The following is a 25,737-nucleotide window of genomic DNA, read 5'->3' on the forward strand; positions in this document are numbered from 1 at the left end:
AATGGCAGGGGCGGCTGGATTCGAACCAACGGATGCCGAGATCAAAACCCGGTGCCTTACCACTTGGCGACGCCCCTATATATTACATATATCTATCTACAGATGAAAATTGGCAGGGGCGGCTGGATTCGAACCAACGGATGCCGAGATCAAAACCCGGTGCCTTACCACTTGGCGACGCCCCTATCAGGTAACTTTAAAATGTCTAAGAGGTGATTCTGCTAAACTATTGACCAAGTAAGCTTTACAAGGCGCGTTTTGCAAAATTTGCTCTATATCCATTTCATTGGTTACTTCAGTAAAAACACAAGCACCTGTACCTGTAAGCTTTGCTAGACCAAACTGATCTAAATATTGCATTGCTTCTTCTACTTCAGGATATAACTGTCGAGCCAGAGGTTCAAAGTTATTTCCAAATTTAGAAGGTTCTATCTGATAGGCGCAAAATGTAGTGATCTTAGAATCTCTTGTCAATGTTTTTTGCGAAAAAAGCTGTTGAGTGCTGATAAAACAGTCAGGTTTTAGGATTATGAATTTTTTTTGAGCTAAGTCTATGAATGATAAATGTTCCCCGATGCCTTCGGCCCATGCATTTCGACCTAAAACGAAGATGGGAACATCCGCACCCAGTTGCACAGCATACTCGGCCAATTGTTGCTCATTTAGATCGCATTGCCAGAGTTGATTGAGCACAAGCAGGGTGGTGGCGGCATTGGATGATCCGCCACCGAGTCCTGCACCCATTGGGATATTTTTTTCAATGGTTATGTTCAAACCACAGATTTTTTTCGCATGAGGTTTGAGCAGTTGTGCTGCACGATAGATTAAGTTTTGTTCAAGAGTGACTTCGCTTAGACCCTCAATTTGAATTGTTGGCTCTGCAATCGGTTCAAACGTCATCCAATCATATAAATCAATCAGTTGAAAAATGGTCTGTAATTCATGATAACCATTGTCACGACGACCCGTGATATGCAGAAATAAATTCAATTTGGCAGGAGAAGGCACTCTAATCATATAAACAATCTAAATTATCGGTTTTGAATAACCATTGTAATACGGTTTTCTTTGTCATCGGCAAGCGCTTGCTTCAACAAAAGTTTATTGGGAAGGGGTTGCGCATCATTATAGCTAAAATCAACCGTCCAGCCATCTTCAACCAATTGCTTTAAACGGTTACTTTCATCTTTACTGGTTTGGGCATTTTGAGTGGCTGGCTTAGCTTGTACCCAGTAGGCAAGATGCATAATTGGAGCTTGCCAACCTGTCGCTTTCTCAAGTAATTCTTCAGGTGTTTCAGCCGTAATCAGGCCTGTTTTGGCACTATTTAAGGTCACTTGCCCTGGTTTCCCTTCAATTTGGGTTTTACCCACGCCTAAAATTCCAGTGAGCTCAATATCAAACTGATCTTGTTGCTGTACCCATGTAAAAAAAGCACTGCCAGATTGTTGAGGGGTGCGGACACCAATTTTACCTTGCAGGCTAAAGTTGTTTTCATCTTGCACTTGAGGGGAAGTCACGACTTTATTTGGCTGGCTGAAATGTTGACAGCCCGTTAATAATAAAACGCTGCTGCTACATACCGCGACGCATAATTTTGAAAACAAGCGCATGGATTTAACTCTTTTTTACGGTGATGGGTAAGATTAAGCTATCAAGTTGTTGTAATTGTGGGGCATTGGCATGTTTTTGTTTCAATTGCTGTAACACCTCGCTAAATTGCGTGAGTGCGCCTTGCATATACAATGCTTTGGCATAACGAATGCCGATATTCACATTTTCACTCAATGAATAGGCTTGGCCTAAGACTTTGGCGGCGGTATCAAAATCATTTTGCAGGAAGGCAATATAGCCCAAAGTATCGAGAATTGAGGCTTGCTCAGGGGCAAAATCCAGTGCTAATTCGGCATATTTTCGTGCCTCTTTGAGACGACGATTTTGCAGCGCTAAGGTATAGGCATAGGCATTCAGATAGGTTGGGCTGTTTGGCTCAATAGCTAAAAGTTGCTTGAGCGTTTTGTCTAATTTATCACGATCAGTATAAGGATCGAGTAATAACACCTCGGCATAAATCAATTCTGGATCGTCAGGTAGACTCTTAATCGCTTCATCTAGTAAGGCCAAAGCTGCCTTTTTATTATCCATCTTCTTTAAAATATCGGCCTGTGCCTGATACAGAAAGCTGGCATGTTGAGGGTAGTTGACTCGTTCCTGCGTCAAGAAACGTAAGGCATCATTCAGTTGCCCTTGTTTCTCAAAAATCGAAATCATATTGCGTCGCGAAACAATATATAAACTCCCATCCACCAGACGATAATAGGCTTTTGCGGTTTCATAATGCTGTTTACGTTGCGCATTGATCGCAAGGTAGTAATAGGCTTCATTCTGATATTTTGCCGATGAACGTAATTCAACCAGATATTGCTCAGCTTTTTCGTATTGCTTTAAGTCAATACTGGTTAAGCCTGCAATGAACAAGGCTTCTTCTGCCTTGGGATGGTCTTTGATAATATCTTCAAGCTTATCGAGGGCTTGTTGCTGTTGATTGATTTGAATGTAATAACGCGCTTCCGCCATCCGAACATCAACATTATTTTTATTTTTACGGCTGGCTTTTTCAAACCATTCTTTCGTTTCTTCATCATTCTGCAAAGCCATTAATAAGTTGGCTTTCATTAGAATAAAACTGGTCGATTTTGAGCGTTTGCGCAATGCACGATTGATGTTGTTGAGAGCTTGTTCATACAAGCCATCTTGTGCTTCTAAACCTGCAATCAAGGCCAGAATCGAAGGATTATTTCGTTCTTCGCTGGCACGTAGGGCATTTAGTAAAATCTCGCGATCCTGAGCTTGTTCAGGCGCAATCCCCGCTAAAATTTCTTCTAGATCGGCGGTGGGGTCAATATTAAGAATCTTATCTAGTGTTTTTGCTGCCAACTCATATTCATGAGTCTTGAGGGCAATATGAGACAAATAAAACAGTGCGGGAACATCTTTCGGTTCTTGTTCAACCCAATGCGTGGCAATGTTTAAGGCTGATTGCAAGTCATTGTATTCTAATGCAATGTCTAGGGCGCGCTGTTTGATTGTGGTTGAATTACTGCGAATCGCAAGTACCGTATAATTGTGTAATGCGGTTGCAATATCATCATAAGCAAGGGAAAATTCAGCCACCATGCTTTGTTGTAGCGCATGCTCAAAACTCTTGTCTGCATACATGTCGTGTATTGCTTGTGCAGAGACATAAGAGCTCATGCTACCTAACAACAAGATTGTGGTAGAATACCGTCTAATCGTCTTGCCGCTAAAAAGGGTACGGCGATATAGCTGACGCAATTTTTATTGATCCAAAGTAATGCTTTTTATGACACCGATGTTGCACAATAACATAAATTTAGCGAAATGATGATCTGATATGTCTTTCTTTGCATTGGGCGTCAACCATCAAACAGCTTCTGTTGAACTTCGCGAACAAATTGCTTTCAATGCAGAGCGATTAGCTGCGCTATTGCTTGAACAAAACCAACATTCATCGCTGAATGATCTGGTGGTGGTGTCAACCTGCAACCGCACCGAAGTCTATGCCATGACAGAAGATGCGGATAGCGTTCTGACTTGGCTGGCCCAAGTGAATAATATTGATGTAAAACAGTTAATTCATCATGTTTATCGTTACGAGAATGCCCAAGCAGTTACACATCTGATGCGTGTTGCCAGTGGTTTAGACTCGCTGATGCTGGGTGAGCCACAAATTTTGGGGCAGGTGAAAAGTGCATTGGCGCTGTCCAAAGATGCAGAAACCGTTTCGCCAGAATTAAACAGCGTATTTGAATATGCATTTTATGCGGCAAAGCGTGTCCGTTCTGAAACTTCCGTAGGAAGTCATGCTGTTTCAATGGGTTATGCGGTTGCGCAGTTGGCTTCTCAGGTGTTTAGTCATACTGAAAAACTGACGGTGATGGTGGTCGCAGCAGGTGAAATGAATAGTCTGGTTGCCAAACATCTGGCAGAAATGGGTGTGGCGAAGATCTTGATTTGTAACCGTAGTCGAGAGCGTGCTGATCTTTTGGCCCAAGAGATTGCCCATCAAGTTGATGTGGAAATCATTCCTTTTGCAGAACTTGCACAAAACTTGCATAGAGCGGATGTGGTCTCAAGTTGTACAGGTAGTTTGCATCAAGTGATTGAATATTCAGACGTTAAAGTAGCCCTTAAAAAGCGCCGTTATCAACAGATGTTGATGGTCGATTTAGCTGTTCCACGTGATATTGACCCCAAAGTCGAATCATTGGATAACGTCTATTTGTATGGTGTTGATGACTTACAAAGCGTGATTGATGAGAATCTGGCACAACGTCGTCAGGCCGCGGTTGAAGCTGAAATTATGGTGAATCAATTGGCGACCCAATTGATGACCCAGCAAAAAGTCAAAGAAGCCAGTGGTACCATTCAGGCATATCGCCAACATAGTGAAGAAGTCAGCCAAAAAGAGTTGGCGCATGCTTTGGAAGCACTGCAACATGGTCATGCAGCAGAACAGGTGATGCAAGAGTTTGCGCATCGTCTGACGCAAAAGCTGATGCATCCCACTTCGATTTTACTGAGAGAAGCGGCAAAAGCTGAAAATCCAGATTATTTCGAATGGCTACAGCAGCATCTGCAAGATGTGTTTGAACATGAGCGGAAGCCACGTCAGTAATCATCGTTATGACAATAAACGCAAGCTAATCTGTTTGGTCAACTCATTTAGTTGTTGACGCAAATTACGTGACTCAATCAAAGAAATGGGTGATTTGAGCTTTAAACGCAAATATTTCTCTTGTAGGCCTAAGGCGTACTCTTTCGCCAGTTTATCTGCTATTTCAGGTGCTTGGGTTAGTGATTGAATATTGGTTCGTTGCATGATATCCGCCAGTTCATGGCTATAACTGCTACATGCACCCAGTACATAATAAGTTGCCAACTCCTGATCATCTGGCAAGTCATCAAACACAATATTCAGTGCTGCCAGAATCTTGGCCAACAGTTCATTTTGATCAATCACCGCACGCAGTTCTTCAAAATGAATATATAGAAAGGGGTGGTGCATTAAAATCGCCACGGCAAAATCTTCATCTTTGGTTTGAATATTAAAAGATAAAGAGGCATCGTGGCTGATTTGCGGGGTAAAGCGTTTGCCCAGACCGAGCTTCTCACGGAAAGACTGACTCAGTAGATAACGAAATGAGCCATGTTTAGGTAACAACTCCGTTAATTCACGTAGTTCACCCATCACCAGACTTTTACCTTCTGGCGTACTGACATCATGCTGTCCTGTTAGGTGGGCAAACACAAAGTCAGATAACAGTGGTGCTTGTTGTAAGAGTTTTTGGAAGTTTTCTAAGCCCTCACGACGAATCAAGGAGTCAGGATCGTGCTCATTCGGAAGCACAAAGAATTTTAATTCTCGACCATCATTGAGTAGTGGTAGTGCAATTTCCAAGGTGCGTCGTGCCGCTTTTTGACCTGCGGCATCTCCATCAAAGGCAATGGTAATTCGAGAATTTTGTTTAAACAGGGTGGTTAAGTGATCAGCATTACTGGCGGTTCCTAGAGTTGCCACCGCACCATTGATGCCATATTGCTGCAACGCAATCACGTCCATATAACCTTCGACCATCAACCAGTCATTGGCTTTGAGTTTACGGCCTTCGTATAAGCCATAAAGCAATTGGTTCTTATGGAATACTTCCGAATCAGGAGAGTTGATATATTTGGGTTTAATCTCATCGTTTAAGGCACGACCACCAAAACCCACCACACGACCTTTATGATCGCGAATCGGGAAGATGACACGTTCACGCAATAAATCGAAATCTCGACCACTGTCACTGGAACGAATCAAGCCAAGTTGTTTTAAACCTTCAATATCTTGCGGAAAGGCTTTTTCTAAATGCTGCCAGTCTTCAGGGGCATAACCCAAACGCCAAAATTGAATGGTCTGTGTGGATAAGCCACGCTGTTTAAAATAGTTCTGTGCCTTTTGACTATTTGGGAGTTGGCGTTCGTAGAATTGCGCTACATTTTCCAATAAATCGTAAAGATTACCTTCCTGTACCTGTTCATCGATAATATTGAATGAGGGATCGAACTGGGCAAAAGGATCATCCATATAACGATCCATATCGACAAAATGTCCGTCGATAAATTCCTCAGTCGCAGGTGCGGGGACGGCATTCTCGACTACAGGTACAACTGTTGGCTGTGGAGCCGCAACTTGCTGAGGGCTACGTCTATAAGAGAGTTTTTTATTGTCCTGATTGTCTTTGGGGAGTTCGATGCCTGTCTTATTCGACAGTTCTTTCATCACATCGACAAAATTACGACCATCAATATCCATCAAGAAGCGAATGGCATTGCCGTTGGCCTGACAGCCGAAGCAATGAAAATATTGCTTATCACGATAAACATGGAAAGAGGGTGATTTTTCTTGATGGAAAGGACAACAGCCCGAATAAGTACGTCCCGTCTTTTTTAACTTCACACGCTGACCGATCAAATCGACGATGTCGGTTCGATCTAAAATTTGATCAATCGTATGTTGTGGAATTGCCATGTGTGTTTAACCATTTAAGACGGGGAGTAGAACATTTTGCACTGCAAAATGTCAGGAATCATTGTTGCATAAAATAAAAAACAGGCAAGGGAGACTTGCCTGTTTGATGTATCAGGTGATTGCAAATTAGTTTGCAGCATCGTCCTCAGATGTATTGCTCGCTTCTGGCTTATCGAGTAGGCCAAAGCTTAAACGGTTTTTCCAACTCGGTTTATTTTCCGTGGTTGCTGCTGGTGCTTCAGGTGCTACCACTGGAGCAGGTGTGGCTTGTTCAGCTTCAGGCTTACCTAATAAGCCAAAGCTGAGACGATTGGTGAGGCTACGTTGTTCAGTATCGCCTTTTGCTTCATCTTTAACTTGTACAGTTTTTGATTCACGTCCGAGTAAACCGAGTGTAGCGCGGTTGACCCAACTGCCTTCTTTACGTGCAGCACGTAAATTCACTTCACCGTTCGATTTGACCAAGTTTGGATAATTGAGTTTTAAAATCTCAATATATTGTTGAGCAGTCGCTTGATCGCCCAACTTTTGATAGCTATACGCCAAAGTGGCTAAAGCTTCAGGTGTTTGAGGTGTTTGCGGATAATGTTCAATTACCCATTGTGCACGCTCAGCTGCTGCTAGCCATGCTTTACGCTCAATGTTGAAACGTGCAGCATTCATTTCGCTTTCAGCCAATTCTTGACCGATAAATTTCATGCGCTGTGCTGCATCGACAGAATACTGACTACTTGGGAAGCGACGGATTAATTCGACAAAGTTTTGATAAGCCAGTTTGACATAGCTCACATCACGGTGTGATTGCTGTAAAGAAGTATAACGAATCAAGCTATCGTAGTTCATTTCCATGTTGGCTACACCACGAACATAGTAGGCATAATCGACATTGGGATGTTGTGGATTTAAACGAATGAAACGATCTGCAAGTGCAATCGTACCTTCATAATCTTTTTGTTTAAATTTCGCATAAAGCAGCTCAAGTTGAGCTTGTTGCGTATATTGCCCCGTTGGATAATAGGTATCTAAAGCTTCAAGTGACTTGACTGCATCGGTATATTGGTTGCGTTCAAGTGATTTTATCGCTTTTTCAAAATAAACTTGTTCACTCGATTGTGGTCCTTTATCAACCACTTCTTTCTTACTTGGATTGCTGCTACAGCCCACAAATGCAGACGCTACACCTAAAGATAGTGCAAGCACCGTAATTTTATAACGTGGTAGCGACATAAAAACTCCTCTGTTATTCTGGGCAATGAGCTACAATGGTGCTATTAAACCATTTTTGTACCGATCATCAAATGACTTCAGCACAATCTTCCAATTCAAACTTCTCTGAAACAGATTTCTTACTCGAAGATTCTGTCGATGCAGATAATCATAATTCCGACTCAACTGCAACACGTTTATCGTTGCAAATTCAACTTGATGAAAACTATTTAGGTCAACGTATTGATCAGGTTGCCGCAATGGTTTGGAGCGAGTTTTCTCGTGAAAAACTCAAGCAATGGATGAAAGATGGTCATCTGTTGGTAAATGGTAACATTGTTAAGCCCAAGTACCGCTGTGAAGGGAATGAACTGCTCACGCTTGAAGTCGAACTTGAAGCGCAAACCTCGAGCCAGCCAGAAAATATCCCCTTAAATATTGTCTATGAAGATGACGATATTATTGTCATCAATAAAGAAGTCGGCATGGTGGTTCATCCAGGCGCTGGTAATCCAACTGGAACTTTAGTCAATGCCTTACTTTATCATGCCCCAAAATTAGCTGAGCTTTCTCGCGCAGGTTTGGTGCATCGTATTGATAAGGACACCAGTGGCTTATTGGTGGTTGCGAAAAATCTAGAAGCACAATTCTCACTCAGCAAGCAATTGGCTAAGAAAACGGTTTACCGTGTTTATGATTTGATTGCTTATGGCAACATCATTGCGGGTGGCACCATTGATGAACCGATCAAACGCCATCCTGTCGATCGCATCAAAATGGCGATTTTACCAGGCGGACGTGATGCAGTAACGCATTACAACGTGAAAGAACGCTTCCGTGACTTTACGCGCGTTCAGGCGCAGCTGGAAACAGGTCGTACCCATCAGATCCGCGTGCATTTTAGCTATCTAGGTCATGGTTTGGTGGGTGATCCAGTGTATGTCAATCGTGTGCGTTTCCCCGCAGGTGCTTCAGAAAAACTGACGGATATGTTGCGTAGTTTTAAACGACAAGCCTTGCACGCTGCAAAGTTGGGGTTGGTACATCCTCGTACGGGTGAGGAAATGATGTTTGAAGCACCGTGGCCAGAAGACTTTACCCAATTGCTTGAAGTCCTGCGTAGTGAAAATGAAGCGTATTAAGTAAAGCGTCACCTTCCTCTAAATTTTCCTCCTTAAGGGAGGAAGACATTCGTGAATTCAATGCCTTATAGTGCTTTAAATTCCCTCTCTTTTTAGGAGAGGTTGACGGTAGACAATATAGTTCAGGAGATATTTATGGAATTTGTACAAGGTCTGCCGAAAGGGGTCTATGTGGCTCAAACACGGATTGAACATCCTCAGAGCATTGCAACATCCAATCAAAATCTATCCGGATTTAATTTGGCTTTGCATGTCAATGATGATGCGCAACGTGTTCAGCAGCATCGCATGTTATTACTGAATCAGTTATCTGCATTTGGCGTGGATAAAATTACATGGATGACGCAAACACATAGCACTATTTGTCATACCATCAATGAACAGATTCCATTTGTAGCTCTTGAAGGCGATGCTTTGGTCACCCAAAAAGCAGGTCATGCCTTAATGATGATGACGGCTGATTGCTTGCCTGTGGTTTTGGGTAATGCCGAAGGGACAGAAGTTGCCAATTTACATGCTGGTTGGCGTGGCTTGGCTAATGGCATTGTCGAAAATACAGTGGCTGAAATGCAGTCTCAACCCACTTGGGCGTGGTTAGGTGCTGCCATTAGCCAACCTTGCTTTGAAGTTGGTGCTGAAGTAAAAGCAGCTTTCTGTGACAAATACCCTGAATTGGCTTCGGCATTTATTGCGGGTCAAGTTGAAGGGAAATACCAAGCTGATTTATATGCGATTGCTGGCTTTATTCTTAATCGCTTAGGTGTCAAGACTGTTTTGGGTGGAGATCAGTGTTCTTATCAACAGGCCCAAGACTATTTTTCTTATCGCCGTGATGCAAAAACGGGACGGATGGCAACGCTGGTATTTATGCAGTAAAAGACATTCTTGGCATGCTTGATTCGCCTTGTAGCCTTTAAAAATGTTAAACTTGATCTAATTCATTGGTTTTTAAATTTTCCATGTCTGTGATTGAACAAGTTAGTTCCCAAGTTAAAGTTTGTGTGGTCTATCATAGTCCTTATGGACATACGGCCAAAGTTGCGCAATACATTGCTCAGGGTGCGGAGCAGGCAGGTGCGGAAGTACATCTACTTTCTGTGGCTGCACCCCAATGGGATTTACTCGACCAAGCCGATGTGATTGTGATGGGCTGTCCGACCTATATGGGAAGTCTCACCTCTGCGCTGAAGCAGTTTATGGAGGATTCTTCTAAACGTTGGTTGGCGCGTACCTGGCAGGGAAAATTGGCCGCTGGTTTTACCAATGGTGGTGGTCTCAGTGGCGATAAGCTGGCTGTGCTACAGCAAATTAATTTATTTGCGATGCAACATGGCATGTTGTGGGCAGGTTTACCGTTTATGCCAACAGGCAGAAGCTCTTCAGATATTAACCGTATGTCGAGCTTTTTAGGATTGATGACCCAGTCGGATAATGCCAGTGTGGAAGTGACACCACCCGAAGGGGATCTGGAAACTGCGCGCAAGTTTGGGAAATACTTGGCGGAGTTACGGTTAAAACATATTCCTATTTAATTAAGAATGATAAAAAAACCTCCAATTGGAGGTTTTTTTATTACTTATGCAGCAGACGAGATTTATCACGTTGCCAGTCACGGTCTTTTTCAGTGGCACGCTTGTCATGTAATTGCTTACCTTTCACCAGTGCAATTTCAAGTTTGACCAAATGGCCTTTCCAATAACATGCCAAAGGTACACATGAATAGCCTTTTTGATTCACTGCACCCAAAAGCTTTTCTAGCTCACGACGAGAGAGCAGTAATTTACGCGTACGTGTTGCTTCTGGAACCACATGAGTTGAGGCAGACAACAAGGGCTGAATTTGTGAGCCCAATAAAAAAGCTTCACCATTTTTAAAAATGACATAACTTTCAGTCAAGCTCATACGCCCAGCACGTAGGGATTTTACTTCCCAACCTTGTAGGGACATGCCTGCTTCAAATTTTTCTTCGATAAAGTAATCGTGGCGCGCTCTTTTATTTTGAGCAATCGTGCCACCATTATGTTTTTTTACAACTGTTGCTTGCGCCATAATTTAAACTTCCACAATTGGCTCTATTGTGCCGTAAAACGCAACCTTTTTCCAATGTTTAGGAATTTCGCATTTAGAGCCAGCATTTGTTAAAATACACGCCTTATCTCATTAACTAGAGTACAACGCATGTCTAAAACACGTGTGATTTATCCGGGGACTTTCGATCCAATAACCAATGGACATGTTGATTTAGTTGCAAGAGCATCAAAAATGTTTGATGAAGTTGTGGTTGCAATTGCGATTGGTCATCATAAAAATCCAGTGTTTAGTTTAGAAGAGCGTGTTGAATTAGCAAAAGCATCATTGAGTCATTTAAACAATGTTGAGTTTGTTGGTTTTGATGGCCTATTGGTCAACTTTTTCCGTGAACAGCATGCAACAGCTGTACTCCGAGGTTTAAGAGCAATCTCAGATTTTGAATATGAATTTCAACTGGCGAATATGAACCGTCAGCTTGATCCACATTTTGAATCGGTATTTTTAACTCCATCTGAGCAATATTCATTTATCTCATCGACATTGGTAAGAGAAATTGCTCGCTTAAAAGGTGATGTGACCAAATTTGTGCCTGCCGTTGTGGTTGAGGCCTTTGAACGTAAACATCAACAAGGTTGGTAGCGTGTCCTTATATATTACAGATGAATGCATTAACTGTGATGTCTGTGAACCTGTTTGTCCCAATGAAGCCATTTATATGGGTGAGCTGATTTATGAGATCGATCCTGCACTCTGTACAGAATGCATCGGTCACCATGATCAGCCACAGTGTCAGTTATTTTGCCCTGTTGATTGTATTCCGCTCGATCCCCAACATGTCGAATCGCATGATGACTTGATGGCGAAATACAAAAAGTTGACTGGGCAAAAAAATACGAGCAATTAACGGCGAACTTTGATAAGATGCGCCACGAAGTGGGCTGGACGGTCGCTGCTGTGGAGGTCTCCGTGACTGAAACAGGGGAGGAAAGTCCGGGCTTCATAGGGCAAGGTGCCAGGTAACGCCTGGGCGGCGAAAGCCGACGGCAAGTGCAGCAGAGAGTAGACCGCCTCATTCGTGAGGTAAGGGTGAAAGGGTGCGGTAAGAGCGCACCGCGTGTCTGGTAACAGTTCACGGCAAGGTAAACCCCACCAGAAGCAAGACCAAATAGGAATCCTGAGGCACGGCCCGTGCTGGATTCGGGTAGGTCGCTTGAGCGTATGAGTGATTGTACGCCTAGAGGAATGATCGTCCTCGACAGAACCCGGCTTATAGGCCCACTTCTTAAATTTTTTAAAATTGTGCTTGACGTGTGTATTGAAAGTTAAGATAATGCGCCCACAGTTTTCGGCTATGTAGCTCAGTTGGTTAGAGCACCGCACTCATAATGCGGGGGTCACAAGTTCAAGTCTCGTCATAGCCACCATTTTATAGACCACGCTCCTGCGTGGTCTCTTTTTGTCTGCAGTTTTTGTAAACTTTAAAACAATCTTTTTGATGCGAAGTTTTTGATTATGTTTATTTGAATAGCAGCTCAGTCATGACTCAATTTCGTGGTTGAGGCATAGATGTGTTGAAATTTGATCAATTGAAGATTAAAAGCCTAAAAACTGTTCATATATTCTATATTTTCAAGGCGATAGACTTGACCCGCTATGCGGAACACTAGATAATGCGCACACAGTTTACGGCTATGTAGCTCAGTTGGTTAGAGCACCGCACTCATAATGCGGGGGTCACAAGTTCAAGTCTCGTCATAGCCACCATTTTAAAAACCACGCTCCTGCGTGGTTTCTTTTTATCTAGATTTTGCTTGAAAAAATAATACACCAGACATGCAAAAGCCTGTAAATGAGTGATTCATTTACAGGCTTTATTTTTTATAGATGCTTTTCGATGGTGGCTAGGGTTTGTGGGCTTTCATAGAACGGTTTTAGGATCAACGTAATGATCGGTTCTAATACGCCGTGCTCATCTAATGCTTTCACAACTTTTGGATAGAATCGTACAGCCTCATTCAGCAGATCGGTTTCTTCCAAGCCAATTGCCGTGAAGACATCTGCTAGACTTTCATCTTTATAGAAGTCATAAAATACTTTAACACCGTATAAAATCAAATCTTGTATGAAGGCGGACTGGCGTAATTCTTTCCAGTACTCATAAATCATGACAAAGAATTCTTCGACGTCGAGTGGTGTTACTTGTTTGGTATATTCGGAGAGGGGCTGAGCTTTGTTGTCATCCCAGATATTGCGCGCAAGACTCTCAAGGTCGTCATTTGAAAGTAGGCTGAGATCGACCAGTTGTTCTTGAATGAATCGGCCAATGCTTTCTTCAATTTTTTGTTCAATACGTTGTTGTTGGCGATGCGAAAAGCTTTTGAGTTTTTGTTGCCATTCATATTTGCTTGTAGAAATCCGATCTTCATCCGATTGAGCAAACAGTTTCGGTAATTTGTTTTGTAGTGTTGTGGTGGCAATGTATTGGCACAGTTGCTGAATCGAAGGGCTTTCTTTTAAAAACTGATTTAAATAATGGCGAATATTTTCCAGCTCTAAAAACTTGGACAGCCACATTTCAAACTGGTGGTCTGAGAATACATCTTGTAATTGTGCCGAGGATTGCAGTGAAAACACATGCAGTCTTTGAGCAATTTCCCCAATAAATTCTAATAAGCCTGCACCGAGCTGCATTTCAAAGGCATAGCGTTTTACTACAGCCTGAATTTGGGCGAGTTCAACCACTTCCTTAAGTTGAATATTGGGTGCATGTTGGAGAAAGAGTTGAATAAACTGCTGGAAGAAATCAGCAGAAAGTTGGGTAGTGAGTTGGTTTTTATAAAATGCAACTTGCTCAAGCATTAAAGCTTGAGCAAGTAATTGTGACTTTTCAGAAACAATTTTTTCAGTCATTCGCGGTCCATCCGTTGACGATAGGATAGCGTCGTTCGCGACTGAAGGCACGTGAACTAATACGAGGCCCGATCGCGCCCTGACGACGCTTGTATTCATTACGATCAACCAAACGAATCACTTTCTCGACCACCTCGGTTGGGTAACCTTTGGCGATAATGTCTGCTTGGCTGAGATCTTCCTCAATATAAGCATATAAGATGGCATCAAGTACATCATAAGCAGGTAAAGAGTCCTGATCTTTTTGATCTGGGCGTAGTTCTGCTGATGGTGGACGTGTAATGACACGTTCTGGAATCACAGGTGTTTCTTCTAGTGTGTTACGGTATTTTGCCAGTTCAAAGACAATGGTTTTGTACACATCTTTGAGCACAGAGAAACCACCAACCATGTCGCCATACAGGGTGCAATAGCCCACTGAGATTTCAGACTTGTTGCCTGTAGAGAGCACCAGATTACCAAACTTATTTGATAAGCCCATCAATAGCGTGCCACGAGTACGTGCTTGTAAGTTTTCTTCAGTCGCGTCAGCAGGTGAGTTGCCAAAGAATGGGAACAAGGTTTGCATAAAGCTATTCACGATTGGGTGAATTTCTGCAATACCAAAAGTCACACCCATGCGACGAGCTTGTTCAGTCGCATCTTCGACACTCATTTGTGAGGTGTAGGTATATGGCATCATCACCGCTTGGACTTTCTCTGCACCAATCGCATCGACTGCAATGGCCAAAGTTAGGGCTGAGTCAATTCCACCTGATAAGCCTAGAATCACACCAGGGAAGCCTGAACGTTGTACATAATCACGGGTTGCCATGACCAGTGCTTGATAAATCTCGGCAAAGGTTTCTAAGGCTGGAATCGCCTCGCTTATTTTATATTGCTTTTGTTCAGCATCGTATTCAGCATAAGCCAATGCTTCTTGGAAGCTTGCAATTTGTAATGCCAATTGACCATTATTATTGCTCACAAAACTTGAGCCATCAAAAATCAAATCATCTTGTCCACCCACTTGGTTGACATAGATCAAATTGAGATTTAACTGTTTTGCCAGTTCATTTAAGGTCTGAATACGGTGTTGTGGTTTACCCACTTCATAAGGTGAAGCATTTAACACCAGCACAGTTTCAACATTCAGCTGGCTGAGTTGTTTGACGGTATTGAGTGACCAAACATCTTCACAGATCAACACACCGAACTTGTGACCTAAATATTCGAACACAAGGTGTTGGTGACCTTCTTGGAAATAACGCTTTTCATCAAACACGCCATAATTTGGCAGGTTTTGTTTGTTATAAACCCCTAAAACTTGCCCATCTTTCATGACAGCAGCAGAGTTATAGCGATGACCATCCTCAGTTTGGTGCACAAAACCGAACACCATCAAGATATCTTTTACTTCGCTGAGTTGGGCAAACGCTTTTTGAGTGCGTTTTTGTAGATTGGGGCGGAGTAATAGATCTTCAGCAGGGTAACCTAGCGTAGAAAGCTCAGGGAAGATGATCAAATCAGCCTGTTGTTGTTTCGCTAAATTTGCTTGCTCAACCATCTTTTGAGTATTTGCATCAATATTGCCAATGTGCGGAGAGAATTGAGCAAGGGCAACTTTAAAATTTTTCATTCAAACCTAATCCTGAGTTTTAACAAGTTCTGATATACAAGTTTTTGATTTATATGGGTATAGTTATTAAAAACAAGTGTATATCATGGCGCCAAACATTTTATATCTTAAAGAAAAATGACAAGTTTACTAATATATACTAAATGCACATTTTTCTGCGTAAAAATAACAAGTTTTTCTGTATAAAACAGCAACATTTCTCAATGTTTGCGTGATTATGGTGCATGATTGTGAATAAATTGAATAGAGCAATATAAAGTTTTTTTCATGCTATTTTTGCATTTGGGTGTGACACATCAATTACAGAGTCGATAAATATAAAAAATCTGAGAAAAAATAATTACTTTCACGTCTTTATTTGCTTTATAAGAATATTGAGTACATGTGTACTTTTTAAAAAAATCAATTAATTCATTGTATTATCATTTGTTGTGCGTTTTTTATACCGTTTATCGGGAATATCTTTGCGACACTTGAGTGTACATTTGTGCACTGCTATTATCCTAATTAATGTGAACAGGCGTACACTTTGATGCTAATCCAGTGTACTCAAACACGAAAATGAAGAGGTAACAACAATGTCCGTTTTATTATTTCCTGTGATTGCTTTTGGATTGGCTGTTGTGGTTGGTCGTGTAGGCACCGTAATGTTCCAAGAAAAAGATCAGCAAGTTTAATTGATCGCTCAATTTTGATTGATTCATACATGAGGTAAAGACAATGTCGGTTTTATTATTTCCTGTGGTTGCATTTGGTTTAGCAGTGGTTGTTGGTCGTATTGGGACAGTGATGTTCCGTGAGCAAGATCAACAATCTTAATTTATTGATTTTAATAAGAGGTAACCCATTATGGTTTCAACAATTTTATTGCCTGTCATTGCCTTTGGTTTGGCCATTGGTGTAGGGCGTGTAGGTACCATTGTTAAGGATGCAATGCGCGTAGATTTTTCGACTGAAATGGATGATAGTCATGAACACCCAATTGAGACTGGTAAAGGCACTGCAGCATAAGTTCAAGTGCGAATTACTCACTTAAAAAGCCCTGTAAATGCAAATTACAGGGCTTTTTCATTTTTGAGGATAATATTGGGGATTCGCTTTAAAAAAATATCGCGTGCAATATCACCTTGCTGTTCAATATTATAACTAGAAAAAGCTTTACCTTGGATCAAGTGATATTGATAAGGGTTATAGTGTTTAAAGCTGAGATAATAGCCCGCCTGAAGGATTGCACCTTTGACAATCACATTGGTGTGCTGTTGAAACTGTAAAATATGTGCCAATTCGTGAATAAAAATTCCCTGCAAGGTGATGGAGCAAGTTGAGTAGTCTTCGTGGAAATATTTTTGATGGACGAATAGGTTGCCATTGGGTGCCATAAAAATATTGACAGGTTGCCAAGGTAAATAGGGGATATTAAAAATTTTGACTTTTGTATAATCAATTAACTGACCAAAGATGGGACGCGCCATTTCGATTTCGCCAGAAGTCAAACCACGATATTGAAATTGATTCATTTTGAGATAAAAGATTAAGCTGGAAATGAATCGAGCTTTTAATCTTTGTATCATGTGCTGAAAGGGTTTGTTCATCTGAACTAGGCATCTGAAAAACGTGAAATCTGGTTTATTCTAAAATAAAAGTGAACTGAGCAGGGTGAATTTTGGTATGCGAAGCATTAAATTAATGGTTCTTTCACTCTGCTGGGTGAGCAGCGCAGCTTATGCGGATTTAGGGATACAGCACTATAAAAACTGTACGGGATCATCATTGAAAGCCTTACAAGCTGATAGCACGCTTTTTTTCTTAACCATTGATGCTTATAAAAATAACCAATACAACTACGCTGCAATCTTGGATGCATCTGAAACTGAAATGACGCAATGTCTTATTGTGGATCAAAACCGAAACGTGATTTTAGATACGATACCCAGCATGATTTCTAACAGTTGCAGTGGACAATGGGATAAACAAAGTCATACACCCGTGTGGATGGCAGATATTGGGGGTGGGAAAGATGGGGTTAACTATTTTCCTTATTTAGCCTCGGAGCAATTAAAGCAAGTCAATAAAAGTGATGTATCGGGGATCAAGCAAATTATTAAAAGCATTGATTGCCAATTATCGACCTATAAAAAACAGGAGGCAGCCGAGCTAAATGATGCTGCATTTTTTCTTTATCAACTGGGTTATTATGATGCTTCATTAAGATTGTTAAACTATGTCATAAAGTTAGATCCGAATAGAACTGTGGCTTACTTAAATCGAGCGGATACTTACTTAGCTTTAAAAGGGATAGGGCAAGCCAGAAAAAATTATAGGATGTATGCTGATCAAATGAAAAAGTTGGGCTTATCCAACAAAGTCCCGTTAAGAATAAAGAAATATTTATAATCTGAAGATAAGAGCAGAAATATAGAGCAGTCATTGCTAGCAAGAGATGAAATGAATGATGAAACAAACTTTATGGTTGTGCCTATTTTTATCTGTGTGCGTACAGGCTTATGCAAGTAATGAATATTACTGTTTTGCGGATGGCAAAAAATCAATTTTATTGGTTTCACCAGAATATCAAAAGATACGGTCGATTAAGTATTATCCTTATCTCAAAAATATCAAGCTTTCTGAGCCAGTCCATATTGAAGCGGTTGAGATGGGTGAAGTCGCTCAGCCCGAAGTGTATAAAACCATGAATGAGCTGATTGATGGCAAAGTGACAGGACAATATACCTTTGTGTCGCAAGGCTATATTCTTTATGACGTCAGCTATCGAAATTTGAAAACAAAAAAAGAGACCCACTTTGAGCAAGTGTCTTTAAACTTGAAGGGGATAAGCTGTTTGTAGTTTGGATTGGGGTTAATGCTGTAGTCTAAGCTACAGCATTAGAAAAAGAACAGTGCTGTTGAGTTAAAACTGAGGTTTTACCACGACTAAAATGACTACCGCAAACAAGATTAGGGTTGGCATTTCATTAAAAAAGCGCCAGAACTTGTGCGACTTATAGTGAGCGTTGCCAATCAGTTTTTTACGGTAATAACCACAGACAAAATGGTAAATCACCAATAAACCGACCAGACCGACTTTGAGGTAAAACCATAAAGCTTCATGATAATGTCGGCTTGCATCGCCCCAGTCGACCAGAAAGTGGGCGGTAATGAGTGTGGCAATCATGGACGGCCACATAATACCGCGATACAACTTACGTTCCATGACTTCAAAGCGTTGATGACTGACGGCATCTTCGCTCATGGCATGGTAAACAAAAAGACGTGGTAAGTAGAACAATGCAGCGAACCAACACACTACAGCAATAATATGTAATGCTTTTACCCACAAGAAAGCATCAGAAGGTGCATCCATCGATAATCCTCAGTGGGGGTGAGGGTGTGTTGATATTTCAACTATGCTTGCGTTATAGACTAAAACGACTTAAACAAGGCATGGAACGTAGGCAATGGTGACTCCATTGCCAAGTTTCATAACGAAGTTTAGGGAAGTTTTAGTCATAACCCTTCGGGACAGGGATATTTTTTTGCTGCTACTACGTTATGTTTCACAGCATTAGTCGCTGTTCATCACTTAGAATGACTAAGTTTCATAAGTCATGCCTTGTATTAGCTAAAAAATATCCTCTGTCGCAAGCATCTGTGAAATGTCAACGGACCCTCTACGCATCCCACTTCTTGAAAATGAGGCAAGCGTTTACGCCGCCAAAGCCAAAACTGTTACTCATGACAGTATTCAGTTTTGCATCACGCTTTTCAAGTACAATATCGAAACCTTGTGCGCCTTCATCCAGCTCAGTCACGTTGATGTTTGGCGCAATAAAGTCATTTTGCATCATTAATACTGAGTAAATCGCTTCCTGTACACCCGCTGCACCTAAGCTATGACCTGTCATTGACTTGGTTGAGCTGAGTGGAGGAACTTGTCCTTCACCAAATGCACGCTCCATGGCTTTAAGCTCAGTCACGTCGCCCGCTGGTGTTGAAGTACCATGGGTGTTGACATAGTCAATTTGCTCTACACCATGCTGTTTTGCTTCATCTAATGCCATGATGATACAACGTGTCGCACCTTCACCACTTGGCGCAACCATGTCAGCACCATCACTGTTTGCCGCGTAGCCAATCACTTCTGCTAAAATGTTAGCACCACGTGCTTGCGCATGTTCAAGCGATTCCAGCACCACGAAACCACCGCCACCTGCGATCACGAAACCATCACGGTCTTTTGAATATGGACGTGAAGCCGTTTCAGGTGTGTCATTATATTTTGAACATAAGGCGCCCATCGCATCAAACAATAAGCTTTGTGACCAATGATCTTCTTCACCACCGCCGGCAAGCATTAAATCTTGTTTGCCCAATTGGATCAGGTTGTAGGCATAACCAATGGCATCGGCAGATGTTGCGCATGCACTGGTAATTGAGTGCGCAACACCTTGCAGTTTAAAAGCAACCCCAACGTTCGCAGTAATGGTATTACTCATATTGCGAGGTACAAAGAAAGGACCGATTTTACGCGCGCCTTTTTCTTCTAACAGTTTGATCATTTCTGCAACAGATGCAGTTGAGTTACCACCAGAGCCGCCAGCAATACCGTAACGTGGATTGTTTGCCAAATCTTCTTGTTTCAGTCCGGCATGTTCAACAGCTGCGACAGCTGCGTTATACGCATACATCGCACAGACGCCCATAAAGCGTTTGAGTTTACGATCAATGCCATCAAAATCTTGTTCAGCGGCTGCACTGACATGGCTCTTGAAATTCAGTTCTGCATAAGTTGGGTTTAAACGTGTGCCTGAGATTCCATTTTTTAAAGAATGAGTGACCTCTTCTAAAGAGTTACCGATACATGAGTTAATGCCCATACCAGTGATTACAACACGTTTCATTTACAGATCCCTTTTATGGTAATACTAAGCCTGTGCATCTCGCTATGAATACAAGTCAGGAGAAAAATAACGATTAAAATGGCTTATGAGTGAATGACACCATGATAGCAGAAAGGTTTTTTATTTCTTATGGCAAATTTTATGCCTATTTTCAGTTGTGTAAATATTCGTAAATATTCGCGATGTTGTGACGAAACGAAATGAAAGTACACAGATAAAAGTTGAGATAAATCTGCATTCAACCTAGTATTTACCTAGACATGCACAGATTACACGACAGAGGTACTTGATGACAAAATCTAAAAACAAGCAATCTTCAGGTTTATTTGCACAAGCCTTTGGAGTGGCTAAAAAGCTCAGTTCTGAATTACAGAAACTTCAAGTTGCCCCAACCACTTCTGGTGCAGAACTTGCAAATTCAACTCAGATTGTTGAAGGCAAAGCACGTTTCAAAAGTCCATTTGAAATAGAAAAATATGAGAGTCCACAGCAAATGCTACGTCAGCAGTTTCCAAAACTATCTCATCAGCTGTTAGGTCGTCATTATGCTAGAGTGAATAATGTGGCGTCATTTGTCTCGCCTGATTTGGGAGAAAAGGTTTCTGATTATTTATTCCAATGGTTGAATGAGTTTAGTTCGAATAGTTCTCTGACTGAAAAAATCCTGGAAGAAGCAGGGGTCAAGGATATTATTGAGCTAACCCAAGATACGGGGCGTTCGCAACGTTTAAGTCAAGCCCTGATTGAGCAGAATAAATTGCTCGCAGCAGCTCAAGGTGCTATTACGGGTGCGACAGGCGTATGGGGTGCGGCGATTGATATTCCTGCTTCGATTGTATTGGCGCTCAGAACGATTTATCAAACGGGTCGTTCCCATGGTTTTGATTTAGCTGAAGATGCAGATCAAGACATTGTTGCCTTTATCTTTAAAGAAATAGATTTAAGTCTGGTGGCGGAAAAACAAACTTTATTGCTTGCCTTAAAAGCTTTGAAATCAATGCTTGAAACCCATGATTTGCAGCAGTTCCAACAATTGTTAGGCTCGAATAATGATATCGAGTTAGTGAAAAAGTGGCTGGTGGATGAAAGCGGTCAGTTTAAATGGAATTGGTTAAACCGTATTCCTCAAGCATCGGTGATTGGTAAGTTGACCCCAGTCGCAGGTGCCGCACTCGGTGGTTTCTATAGTTGGAGACTTTTAGAAGACGTTGGACATAAATCTCAATCTGTTTTTGGTGCGGCGCGTTTCTATATGAATGAACATCCGCAGGAAAAGCTTTCGCCTTTAGAGGCTTATTTTAAAGCCGAAGCGATGTCGAAAAAGAGTCCACGTTTATTAAGTGCGACCAGCGTTGAAACCAATAAAGCCCCATCTGATGAACAGAATGCCGTGATTACCAAGGTCACTGTTCAAGTTAAAGAGCATACAGCTGTTACGGTTTCTGTAGATGATAAGGTTGAAGAGGGTATTCAACAATTAGCGGAGCAACATGTGGTCGAGCATCCGCATAGCGAACAACAACCCGCATTAAAGGCTCAGCCTGATGAATTATTGGCTGAAGGTGAGGCTGAAATTGGCACTGAAACTAAATCAATTGATATTGAACCAGCGTCCACAAAACACAGTTAATATGATGTTGTGATGTCATAAATATCGAAAAGCAACAAAATTATAGAAATGGTCAGCACTTGCCTTGTCTTGCAATGTTGACCATTTTTACTTCTTAGCTTACAATTATGTGCCCTTAAAAAGAGGTTATTTTCTTTTTTTAAGGTTGTTTAATAACGGGAGAATTGCCAAATGGCAACAACAAATCAGTTGATCCGTAAGGGTCGTACGACTTTGATTGAAAAATCAAAAGTTCCTGCGTTGAAGGCTTGTCCACAACGTCGTGGTGTATGTACACGTGTTTATACTACTACACCTAAAAAACCTAACTCAGCAATGCGTAAGGTTTGCCGTGTTCGCTTAACTTCAGGTTTTGAAGTATCTAGCTATATCGGTGGTGAAGGTCATAACTTACAAGAGCACAGTGTTGTTCTTATCCGTGGTGGTCGTGTTAAAGACTTACCAGGTGTACGTTACCATACCGTTCGTGGTTCTTTAGACTGTGCTGGCGTTAAAGATCGTAACCAGTCACGTTCTAAATACGGTGCTAAGCGTCCTAAGAAGTAATTCTAGGAAACTAGCCCAAGCAACCCTTTAGCGTTTCGCTTGTTTGAATTCTTCATAGATTTGTAATTCAAGCGACGTATAGTAAGGCCAGCGTCGTGTACATGACACTTGTACAAACTGCTGGATTATCCTGAAGTGTCATATTATTAGGTGTATTAAAATGCCAAGACGTCGCGTAGTCGCTGCTCGTGAGATCCTTCCAGATCCAAAATTTAGCAGCCAAACAATCGCTAAATTCATGAACCACGTAATGCAAGATGGTAAAAAATCTATTGCTGAAAGTATCGTTTACGGTGCTTTAGACCGCGTTCAAGAAAAAAACAAAGTAGACCCAGTTGAATTTTTCGAGACTACTCTTGAAAAAGTTCGTCCTATGGTTGAAGTAAAAGCACGCCGTGTTGGTGGTGCTACTTATCAAGTACCTATGGAAGTACGCCCATCCCGTCGTACTGCTCTAGCTATGCGTTGGTTAGTAGATGCTGCTGCTAAGCGTTCTGAAAAAACGATGGCTTTACGTCTTGCTGGTGAGTTGCTTGATGCAGCTGAAGGTAAAGGTGCAGCGATCAAAAAACGTGAAGACGTGCATCGTATGGCTGAAGCCAACAAAGCCTTCTCTCACTACCGTTTCTAAGCGGATAAAACAGTCCCTAATCAGGAGAATATTCATGCGTACCGCAGCTCGATTCAACATCGCTCTTTACCAAAGTGGGGGCTTTGCGGGTATTTAAGTTGCCTGCTTGGATATTCGTGCGCATCAATTTAATTGGTGCGTCCTGTTTTAAATATAACATTTAGGAATGTAGACATCATGGCTCGCCAAACCCCAATTAGTAATTACCGTAACATCGGTATTTCTGCGCACATTGACGCAGGTAAAACAACTACAACTGAACGTATTTTGTTCTACACAGGTGTATCTCACAAAATTGGTGAAGTACACGATGGTGCAGCAACAATGGACTGGATGGAACAAGAGCAAGAGCGTGGTATTACAATTACCTCTGCTGCTACAACTTGTTTCTGGTCTGGTATGGCTAACCAATTCCAACAACACCGTATCAACGTAATTGATACACCGGGACACGTAGACTTCACAATCGAAGTTGAACGTTCTATGCGTGTTCTTGACGGTGCGTGCATGGTTTACTGTGCAGTTGGTGGTGTACAGCCTCAGTCTGAAACTGTATGGCGTCAAGCGAACAAATATAAAGTGCCTCGTTTAGCATTCGTGAACAAGATGGACCGTACTGGTGCAAACTTCTTCCGTGCTGTTGAGCAAGTTAAAACTCGTTTAGGTGGTAATCCTGTACCTATCGTTGTGCCAATCGGTGCAGAAGATACGTTTGCAGGTGTTGTTGACCTTATCGAAATGAAAGCGATTATCTGGGATGAAGCATCTCAAGGTATGAAGTTCGAATACGGTGATATTCCTGCTGACCTCGTTGAGACTTCTCAAGAATGGCGTACTAAGATGGTTGAAGCTGCGGCTGAAGCATCTGAAGAGTTAATGGACAAATACTTAGAAGAAGGTGATCTTTCTAAAGAAGAAATCATCGCTGGTCTTCGTACACGTACATTGGCATCTGAAATCCAAGTTATGCTTTGTGGTTCAGCGTTCAAGAACAAAGGTGTTCAACGTATGTTGGATGCTGTAATTCAATTCTTGCCTTCTCCAACAGAAGTTAAAGCAATTGAAGGTATTCTTGACGACAAAGATGAAACTAAAGCATCTCGTGAAGCATCTGACGAAGCACCGTTCTCTGCACTTGCGTTCAAAATCATGAACGATAAGTTCGTAGGTAACTTGACCTTCGTACGTGTTTATTCTGGTGTTCTTAAACAAGGTGATCCGGTTTATAACCCAGTTAAATCTAAGCGTGAACGTATCGGTCGTATCGTGCAAATGCATGCGAACGAACGTCAAGATCTTGATGAAATCCGTGCAGGTGATATCGCAGCGTGTGTAGGTCTTAAAGACGTTACAACGGGTGATACATTGTGTGATGAGAAAAACATCATTACCCTTGAGCGTATGGAATTCCCAGAGCCAGTAATTTCATTGGCTGTTGAACCAAAAACTAAAGCTGACCAAGAAAAAATGTCTATCGCTTTAGGTCGTTTGGCTAAAGAAGATCCATCGTTCCGCGTTCGTACAGACGAAGAATCTGGTCAAACCATTATTGCTGGTATGGGTGAGCTTCACCTTGACATCATCGTTGACCGTATGAAGCGTGAATTCGGTGTTGAAGCGAACATTGGTAAACCAATGGTTGCTTACCGTGAAACGATCAAAAAGTCTGTTGAACAAGAAGGTAAGTTTGTTCGTCAAACAGGTGGTAAAGGTAAATTCGGTCATGTATATGTTCGTTTAGAGCCTATGGATGTTGAAGAAGCTGGTAAAGAATACCAATTCGCTGAAGAAGTTGTCGGCGGTACTGTACCTAAAGAATTCTTTGGTGCGGTTGATAAAGGTATTCAAGAACGTATGAAGAATGGTGTATTGGCTGGTTACCCTGTTGTGGGTATCAAAGCGACATTATTCGACGGTTCTTACCACGATGTCGACTCTGATGAATTGTCGTTCAAAATGGCTGGTTCATACGCTTTCCGTGACGGTTTCATGAAAGCTGATCCTATCCTTCTTGAACCAATCATGAAAGTTGAAGTAGAAACTCCAGAAGACTACATGGGCGATATCATGGGTGACTTAAACCGTCGTCGTGGTATGGTTCAAGGTATGGACGATCTTCCTGGTGGAACAAAAGCAATTAAAGCAGAAGTTCCATTGGCTGAGATGTTTGGTTACGCAACTCAAATGCGTTCTATGTCTCAAGGTCGTGCGACGTATTCTATGGAATTCGCTAAATACGCTGAAACTCCACGTAACGTGGCTGAAGGCATCATCGCTAAGTTCCAAGCTGGCGGTAAAAAAGGTGACGACGAGTAATCTTTCGATTACTATATTACCCAACTAAATTTAGTTAAAAAACCAAGTGCTCATGGGCGACCCTCATGAGCAGTTTATAAAGGAAGATCATCATGGCTAAAGCCAAGTTTGAACGTAATAAACCACACGTAAACGTGGGTACAATTGGTCACGTTGACCATGGTAAAACAACTTTAACTGCTGCGATTGCAACTATTTGTGCAAAAACTTACGG

General features: G+C 41.7%; 25 protein-coding genes, 4 tRNA genes and 1 other RNA gene. 17 read left to right on the plus strand and 13 right to left on the minus strand.

Features of this window, described 5'->3' with window-relative positions; translation table 11 throughout:
• Positions 1-2: 2 nt before the first annotated feature.
• The 5 genes from F957_RS02885 to F957_RS02865 form a co-directional block, all read right to left on the minus strand.
• Positions 3-77, minus strand: a tRNA-Gln gene (locus tag F957_RS02885).
• A 33-nt stretch (positions 78-110) separates the two neighbouring features.
• Positions 111-185 (minus strand) — tRNA-Gln (locus F957_RS02880).
• A gap of 1 nt (position 186) precedes the next feature.
• On the minus strand, positions 187-1,017 hold the full coding sequence (ispE, locus tag F957_RS02875) for a 4-(cytidine 5'-diphospho)-2-C-methyl-D-erythritol kinase (protein ID WP_016543199.1): 831 nt from the start codon (positions 1,015-1,017) through the stop codon (positions 187-189).
• A 14-nt stretch (positions 1,018-1,031) separates the two neighbouring features.
• Entirely contained in the window at positions 1,032-1,613 is a 582-nt protein-coding gene (gene lolB, locus F957_RS02870; RefSeq protein ID WP_016543198.1) for a lipoprotein insertase outer membrane protein LolB, read from the minus strand.
• Between the two features lie 4 nt (positions 1,614-1,617).
• Positions 1,618-3,336: a tetratricopeptide repeat protein gene (locus F957_RS02865; protein ID WP_016660589.1), complete on the minus strand. Its 1,719-nt coding sequence runs from the start codon at positions 3,334-3,336 to the stop codon at positions 1,618-1,620.
• Positions 3,337-3,415: 79 nt separating this feature from the next.
• Between F957_RS02865 and hemA the strand changes: the two genes are divergently transcribed.
• Complete coding sequence (gene hemA / locus F957_RS02860; RefSeq protein ID WP_016543196.1) at positions 3,416-4,699, plus strand: glutamyl-tRNA reductase; 1,284 nt, start codon at positions 3,416-3,418, stop codon at positions 4,697-4,699.
• A 6-nt stretch (positions 4,700-4,705) separates the two neighbouring features.
• Here the strand turns inward: hemA and F957_RS02855 are convergent, their stop codons facing one another.
• Both F957_RS02855 and F957_RS02850 read right to left on the minus strand, forming a co-directional pair.
• Complete coding sequence (locus tag F957_RS02855; RefSeq protein WP_016543195.1) at positions 4,706-6,595, minus strand: DNA primase; 1,890 nt, start codon at positions 6,593-6,595, stop codon at positions 4,706-4,708.
• 126 nt (positions 6,596-6,721) lie between these two features.
• Complete coding sequence (locus F957_RS02850; protein WP_016543194.1) at positions 6,722-7,822, minus strand: outer membrane protein assembly factor BamD; 1,101 nt, start codon at positions 7,820-7,822, stop codon at positions 6,722-6,724.
• Positions 7,823-7,893: 71 nt separating this feature from the next.
• On the opposite strand from F957_RS02850, the gene rluD reads away from it, so the two are divergent.
• The 3 genes from rluD to F957_RS02835 all read left to right on the plus strand — a co-directional run bounded on the left by rluD (position 7,894) and on the right by F957_RS02835 (position 10,475).
• Positions 7,894-8,943 carry a 23S rRNA pseudouridine(1911/1915/1917) synthase RluD gene (gene rluD, locus F957_RS02845; protein ID WP_032861272.1) on the plus strand — a complete coding sequence of 350 codons (1,050 nt, stop codon included), beginning with the start codon at positions 7,894-7,896 and terminating at the stop codon, positions 8,941-8,943.
• A 135-nt stretch (positions 8,944-9,078) separates the two neighbouring features.
• Positions 9,079-9,819, plus strand: coding sequence for a peptidoglycan editing factor PgeF (gene pgeF / locus F957_RS02840; RefSeq protein ID WP_016543192.1), 741 nt, complete (start codon positions 9,079-9,081; stop codon positions 9,817-9,819).
• 83 nt (positions 9,820-9,902) lie between these two features.
• Positions 9,903-10,475, plus strand: a complete 573-nt coding sequence (locus tag F957_RS02835; RefSeq protein WP_016543191.1) for a flavodoxin family protein — start codon at positions 9,903-9,905, stop codon at positions 10,473-10,475.
• A 40-nt stretch (positions 10,476-10,515) separates the two neighbouring features.
• Here the strand turns inward: F957_RS02835 and smpB are convergent, their stop codons facing one another.
• Positions 10,516-10,992 carry an SsrA-binding protein SmpB gene (gene smpB / locus F957_RS02830; protein ID WP_016543190.1) on the minus strand — a complete coding sequence of 159 codons (477 nt, stop codon included), beginning with the start codon at positions 10,990-10,992 and terminating at the stop codon, positions 10,516-10,518.
• Between the two features lie 129 nt (positions 10,993-11,121).
• On the opposite strand from smpB, the gene coaD reads away from it, so the two are divergent.
• The 5 genes from coaD (at position 11,122) to F957_RS02810 (ending at position 12,738) form a co-directional block, all read left to right on the plus strand.
• On the plus strand, positions 11,122-11,613 hold the full coding sequence (gene coaD / locus F957_RS02825; RefSeq protein ID WP_005273330.1) for a pantetheine-phosphate adenylyltransferase: 492 nt from the start codon (positions 11,122-11,124) through the stop codon (positions 11,611-11,613).
• Position 11,614: 1 nt separating this feature from the next.
• A complete protein-coding gene (locus F957_RS02820; protein ID WP_016660590.1) occupies positions 11,615-11,878 on the plus strand; it encodes a YfhL family 4Fe-4S dicluster ferredoxin in 264 nt (87 codons plus the stop codon).
• A gap of 26 nt (positions 11,879-11,904) precedes the next feature.
• Positions 11,905-12,260, plus strand: an RNA gene (rnpB, locus tag F957_RS20985) — RNase P RNA component class A.
• Positions 12,261-12,321: 61 nt separating this feature from the next.
• Positions 12,322-12,398 (plus strand) — tRNA-Met (locus F957_RS02815).
• 263 nt (positions 12,399-12,661) lie between these two features.
• Positions 12,662-12,738 (plus strand) — tRNA-Met (locus F957_RS02810).
• A gap of 114 nt (positions 12,739-12,852) precedes the next feature.
• Here F957_RS02810 and F957_RS02805 read toward each other — a convergent pair.
• Together F957_RS02805 and F957_RS02800 are read right to left on the minus strand one after the other, a co-directional pair.
• A complete protein-coding gene (locus F957_RS02805) occupies positions 12,853-13,884 on the minus strand; it encodes a hypothetical protein (protein WP_016543188.1) in 1,032 nt (343 codons plus the stop codon).
• A complete protein-coding gene (locus F957_RS02800) occupies positions 13,877-15,502 on the minus strand; it encodes an NAD+ synthase (RefSeq protein ID WP_016543187.1) in 1,626 nt (541 codons plus the stop codon). The genes F957_RS02805 and F957_RS02800 overlap by 8 nt, the downstream gene beginning before the upstream one ends.
• Before the next feature lie 849 nt (positions 15,503-16,351).
• Between F957_RS02800 and F957_RS21705 the strand changes: the two genes are divergently transcribed.
• Positions 16,352-16,513: a hypothetical protein gene (locus F957_RS21705; RefSeq protein ID WP_016543186.1), complete on the plus strand. Its 162-nt coding sequence runs from the start codon at positions 16,352-16,354 to the stop codon at positions 16,511-16,513.
• A 44-nt stretch (positions 16,514-16,557) separates the two neighbouring features.
• Here the strand turns inward: F957_RS21705 and F957_RS02795 are convergent, their stop codons facing one another.
• Positions 16,558-17,094, minus strand: a complete 537-nt coding sequence (locus F957_RS02795; RefSeq protein WP_016543185.1) for a hypothetical protein — start codon at positions 17,092-17,094, stop codon at positions 16,558-16,560.
• A gap of 76 nt (positions 17,095-17,170) precedes the next feature.
• Between F957_RS02795 and F957_RS02790 the strand changes: the two genes are divergently transcribed.
• Complete coding sequence (locus F957_RS02790; protein ID WP_016543184.1) at positions 17,171-17,896, plus strand: hypothetical protein; 726 nt, start codon at positions 17,171-17,173, stop codon at positions 17,894-17,896.
• Between the two features lie 55 nt (positions 17,897-17,951).
• A complete protein-coding gene (locus tag F957_RS02785) occupies positions 17,952-18,347 on the plus strand; it encodes a hypothetical protein (protein ID WP_016543183.1) in 396 nt (131 codons plus the stop codon).
• 63 nt (positions 18,348-18,410) lie between these two features.
• Here the strand turns inward: F957_RS02785 and hemJ are convergent, their stop codons facing one another.
• Together hemJ and F957_RS02775 are read right to left on the minus strand one after the other, a co-directional pair.
• Complete coding sequence (gene hemJ, locus F957_RS02780) at positions 18,411-18,863, minus strand: protoporphyrinogen oxidase HemJ (protein WP_016543182.1); 453 nt, start codon at positions 18,861-18,863, stop codon at positions 18,411-18,413.
• Between the two features lie 307 nt (positions 18,864-19,170).
• On the minus strand, positions 19,171-20,400 hold the full coding sequence (locus F957_RS02775; protein WP_004805136.1) for a beta-ketoacyl-ACP synthase II: 1,230 nt from the start codon (positions 20,398-20,400) through the stop codon (positions 19,171-19,173).
• 289 nt (positions 20,401-20,689) lie between these two features.
• On the opposite strand from F957_RS02775, the gene F957_RS02770 reads away from it, so the two are divergent.
• From F957_RS02770 to F957_RS21330, 5 genes are all read left to right on the plus strand, one after another.
• Positions 20,690-22,030, plus strand: a complete 1,341-nt coding sequence (locus F957_RS02770) for an EcsC family protein (protein ID WP_016543181.1) — start codon at positions 20,690-20,692, stop codon at positions 22,028-22,030.
• A 171-nt stretch (positions 22,031-22,201) separates the two neighbouring features.
• Positions 22,202-22,576, plus strand: coding sequence for a 30S ribosomal protein S12 (rpsL, locus tag F957_RS02765; protein ID WP_004638184.1), 375 nt, complete (start codon positions 22,202-22,204; stop codon positions 22,574-22,576).
• A gap of 160 nt (positions 22,577-22,736) precedes the next feature.
• Positions 22,737-23,207, plus strand: a complete 471-nt coding sequence (rpsG, locus tag F957_RS02760) for a 30S ribosomal protein S7 (protein WP_004655203.1) — start codon at positions 22,737-22,739, stop codon at positions 23,205-23,207.
• Between the two features lie 177 nt (positions 23,208-23,384).
• Complete coding sequence (gene fusA / locus F957_RS02755) at positions 23,385-25,523, plus strand: elongation factor G (RefSeq protein WP_016543179.1); 2,139 nt, start codon at positions 23,385-23,387, stop codon at positions 25,521-25,523.
• Between the two features lie 92 nt (positions 25,524-25,615).
• A partial coding sequence (locus F957_RS21330) for a GTP-binding protein (protein WP_016660498.1) occupies positions 25,616-25,737 on the plus strand: 122 nt, incomplete at its 3' end.

Source organism: Acinetobacter gyllenbergii CIP 110306 = MTCC 11365, from assembly GCF_000413855.1.
In the GTDB taxonomy this organism is placed as follows: Bacteria; Pseudomonadota; Gammaproteobacteria; order Pseudomonadales; family Moraxellaceae; genus Acinetobacter; species Acinetobacter gyllenbergii.

Excerpts from the sequence above, each read along its gene's own strand:
- F957_RS02790 (WP_016543184.1), top strand. The coding sequence starts at position 17,171 with ATGCGAAGCATTAAATTAATGGTTCTTTCACTCTGCTGGGTGAGCAGC.
- hemJ (WP_016543182.1), bottom strand. The coding sequence starts at position 18,863 with ATGGATGCACCTTCTGATGCTTTCTTGTGGGTAAAAGCATTACATATT.
- ispE (WP_016543199.1), bottom strand. The coding sequence starts at position 1,017 with ATGATTAGAGTGCCTTCTCCTGCCAAATTGAATTTATTTCTGCATATC.
- F957_RS02805 (WP_016543188.1), bottom strand. The coding sequence starts at position 13,884 with ATGACTGAAAAAATTGTTTCTGAAAAGTCACAATTACTTGCTCAAGCT.
- F957_RS02855 (WP_016543195.1), bottom strand. The coding sequence starts at position 6,595 with ATGGCAATTCCACAACATACGATTGATCAAATTTTAGATCGAACCGAC.
- pgeF (WP_016543192.1), top strand. The coding sequence starts at position 9,079 with ATGGAATTTGTACAAGGTCTGCCGAAAGGGGTCTATGTGGCTCAAACA.
- F957_RS21705 (WP_016543186.1), top strand. The coding sequence starts at position 16,352 with ATGGTTTCAACAATTTTATTGCCTGTCATTGCCTTTGGTTTGGCCATT.
- F957_RS02795 (WP_016543185.1), bottom strand. The coding sequence starts at position 17,094 with ATGAACAAACCCTTTCAGCACATGATACAAAGATTAAAAGCTCGATTC.
- hemA (WP_016543196.1), top strand. The coding sequence starts at position 3,416 with ATGTCTTTCTTTGCATTGGGCGTCAACCATCAAACAGCTTCTGTTGAA.
- rpsL (WP_004638184.1), top strand. The coding sequence starts at position 22,202 with ATGGCAACAACAAATCAGTTGATCCGTAAGGGTCGTACGACTTTGATT.
- lolB (WP_016543198.1), bottom strand. The coding sequence starts at position 1,613 with ATGCGCTTGTTTTCAAAATTATGCGTCGCGGTATGTAGCAGCAGCGTT.
- F957_RS02850 (WP_016543194.1), bottom strand. The coding sequence starts at position 7,822 with ATGTCGCTACCACGTTATAAAATTACGGTGCTTGCACTATCTTTAGGT.
- F957_RS02800 (WP_016543187.1), bottom strand. The coding sequence starts at position 15,502 with ATGAAAAATTTTAAAGTTGCCCTTGCTCAATTCTCTCCGCACATTGGC.
- F957_RS02770 (WP_016543181.1), top strand. The coding sequence starts at position 20,690 with ATGACAAAATCTAAAAACAAGCAATCTTCAGGTTTATTTGCACAAGCC.
- rluD (WP_032861272.1), top strand. The coding sequence starts at position 7,894 with ATGACTTCAGCACAATCTTCCAATTCAAACTTCTCTGAAACAGATTTC.
- F957_RS02785 (WP_016543183.1), top strand. The coding sequence starts at position 17,952 with ATGATGAAACAAACTTTATGGTTGTGCCTATTTTTATCTGTGTGCGTA.
- F957_RS02775 (WP_004805136.1), bottom strand. The coding sequence starts at position 20,400 with ATGAAACGTGTTGTAATCACTGGTATGGGCATTAACTCATGTATCGGT.
- smpB (WP_016543190.1), bottom strand. The coding sequence starts at position 10,992 with ATGGCGCAAGCAACAGTTGTAAAAAAACATAATGGTGGCACGATTGCT.
- rpsG (WP_004655203.1), top strand. The coding sequence starts at position 22,737 with ATGCCAAGACGTCGCGTAGTCGCTGCTCGTGAGATCCTTCCAGATCCA.
- coaD (WP_005273330.1), top strand. The coding sequence starts at position 11,122 with ATGTCTAAAACACGTGTGATTTATCCGGGGACTTTCGATCCAATAACC.
- fusA (WP_016543179.1), top strand. The coding sequence starts at position 23,385 with ATGGCTCGCCAAACCCCAATTAGTAATTACCGTAACATCGGTATTTCT.
- F957_RS02835 (WP_016543191.1), top strand. The coding sequence starts at position 9,903 with ATGTCTGTGATTGAACAAGTTAGTTCCCAAGTTAAAGTTTGTGTGGTC.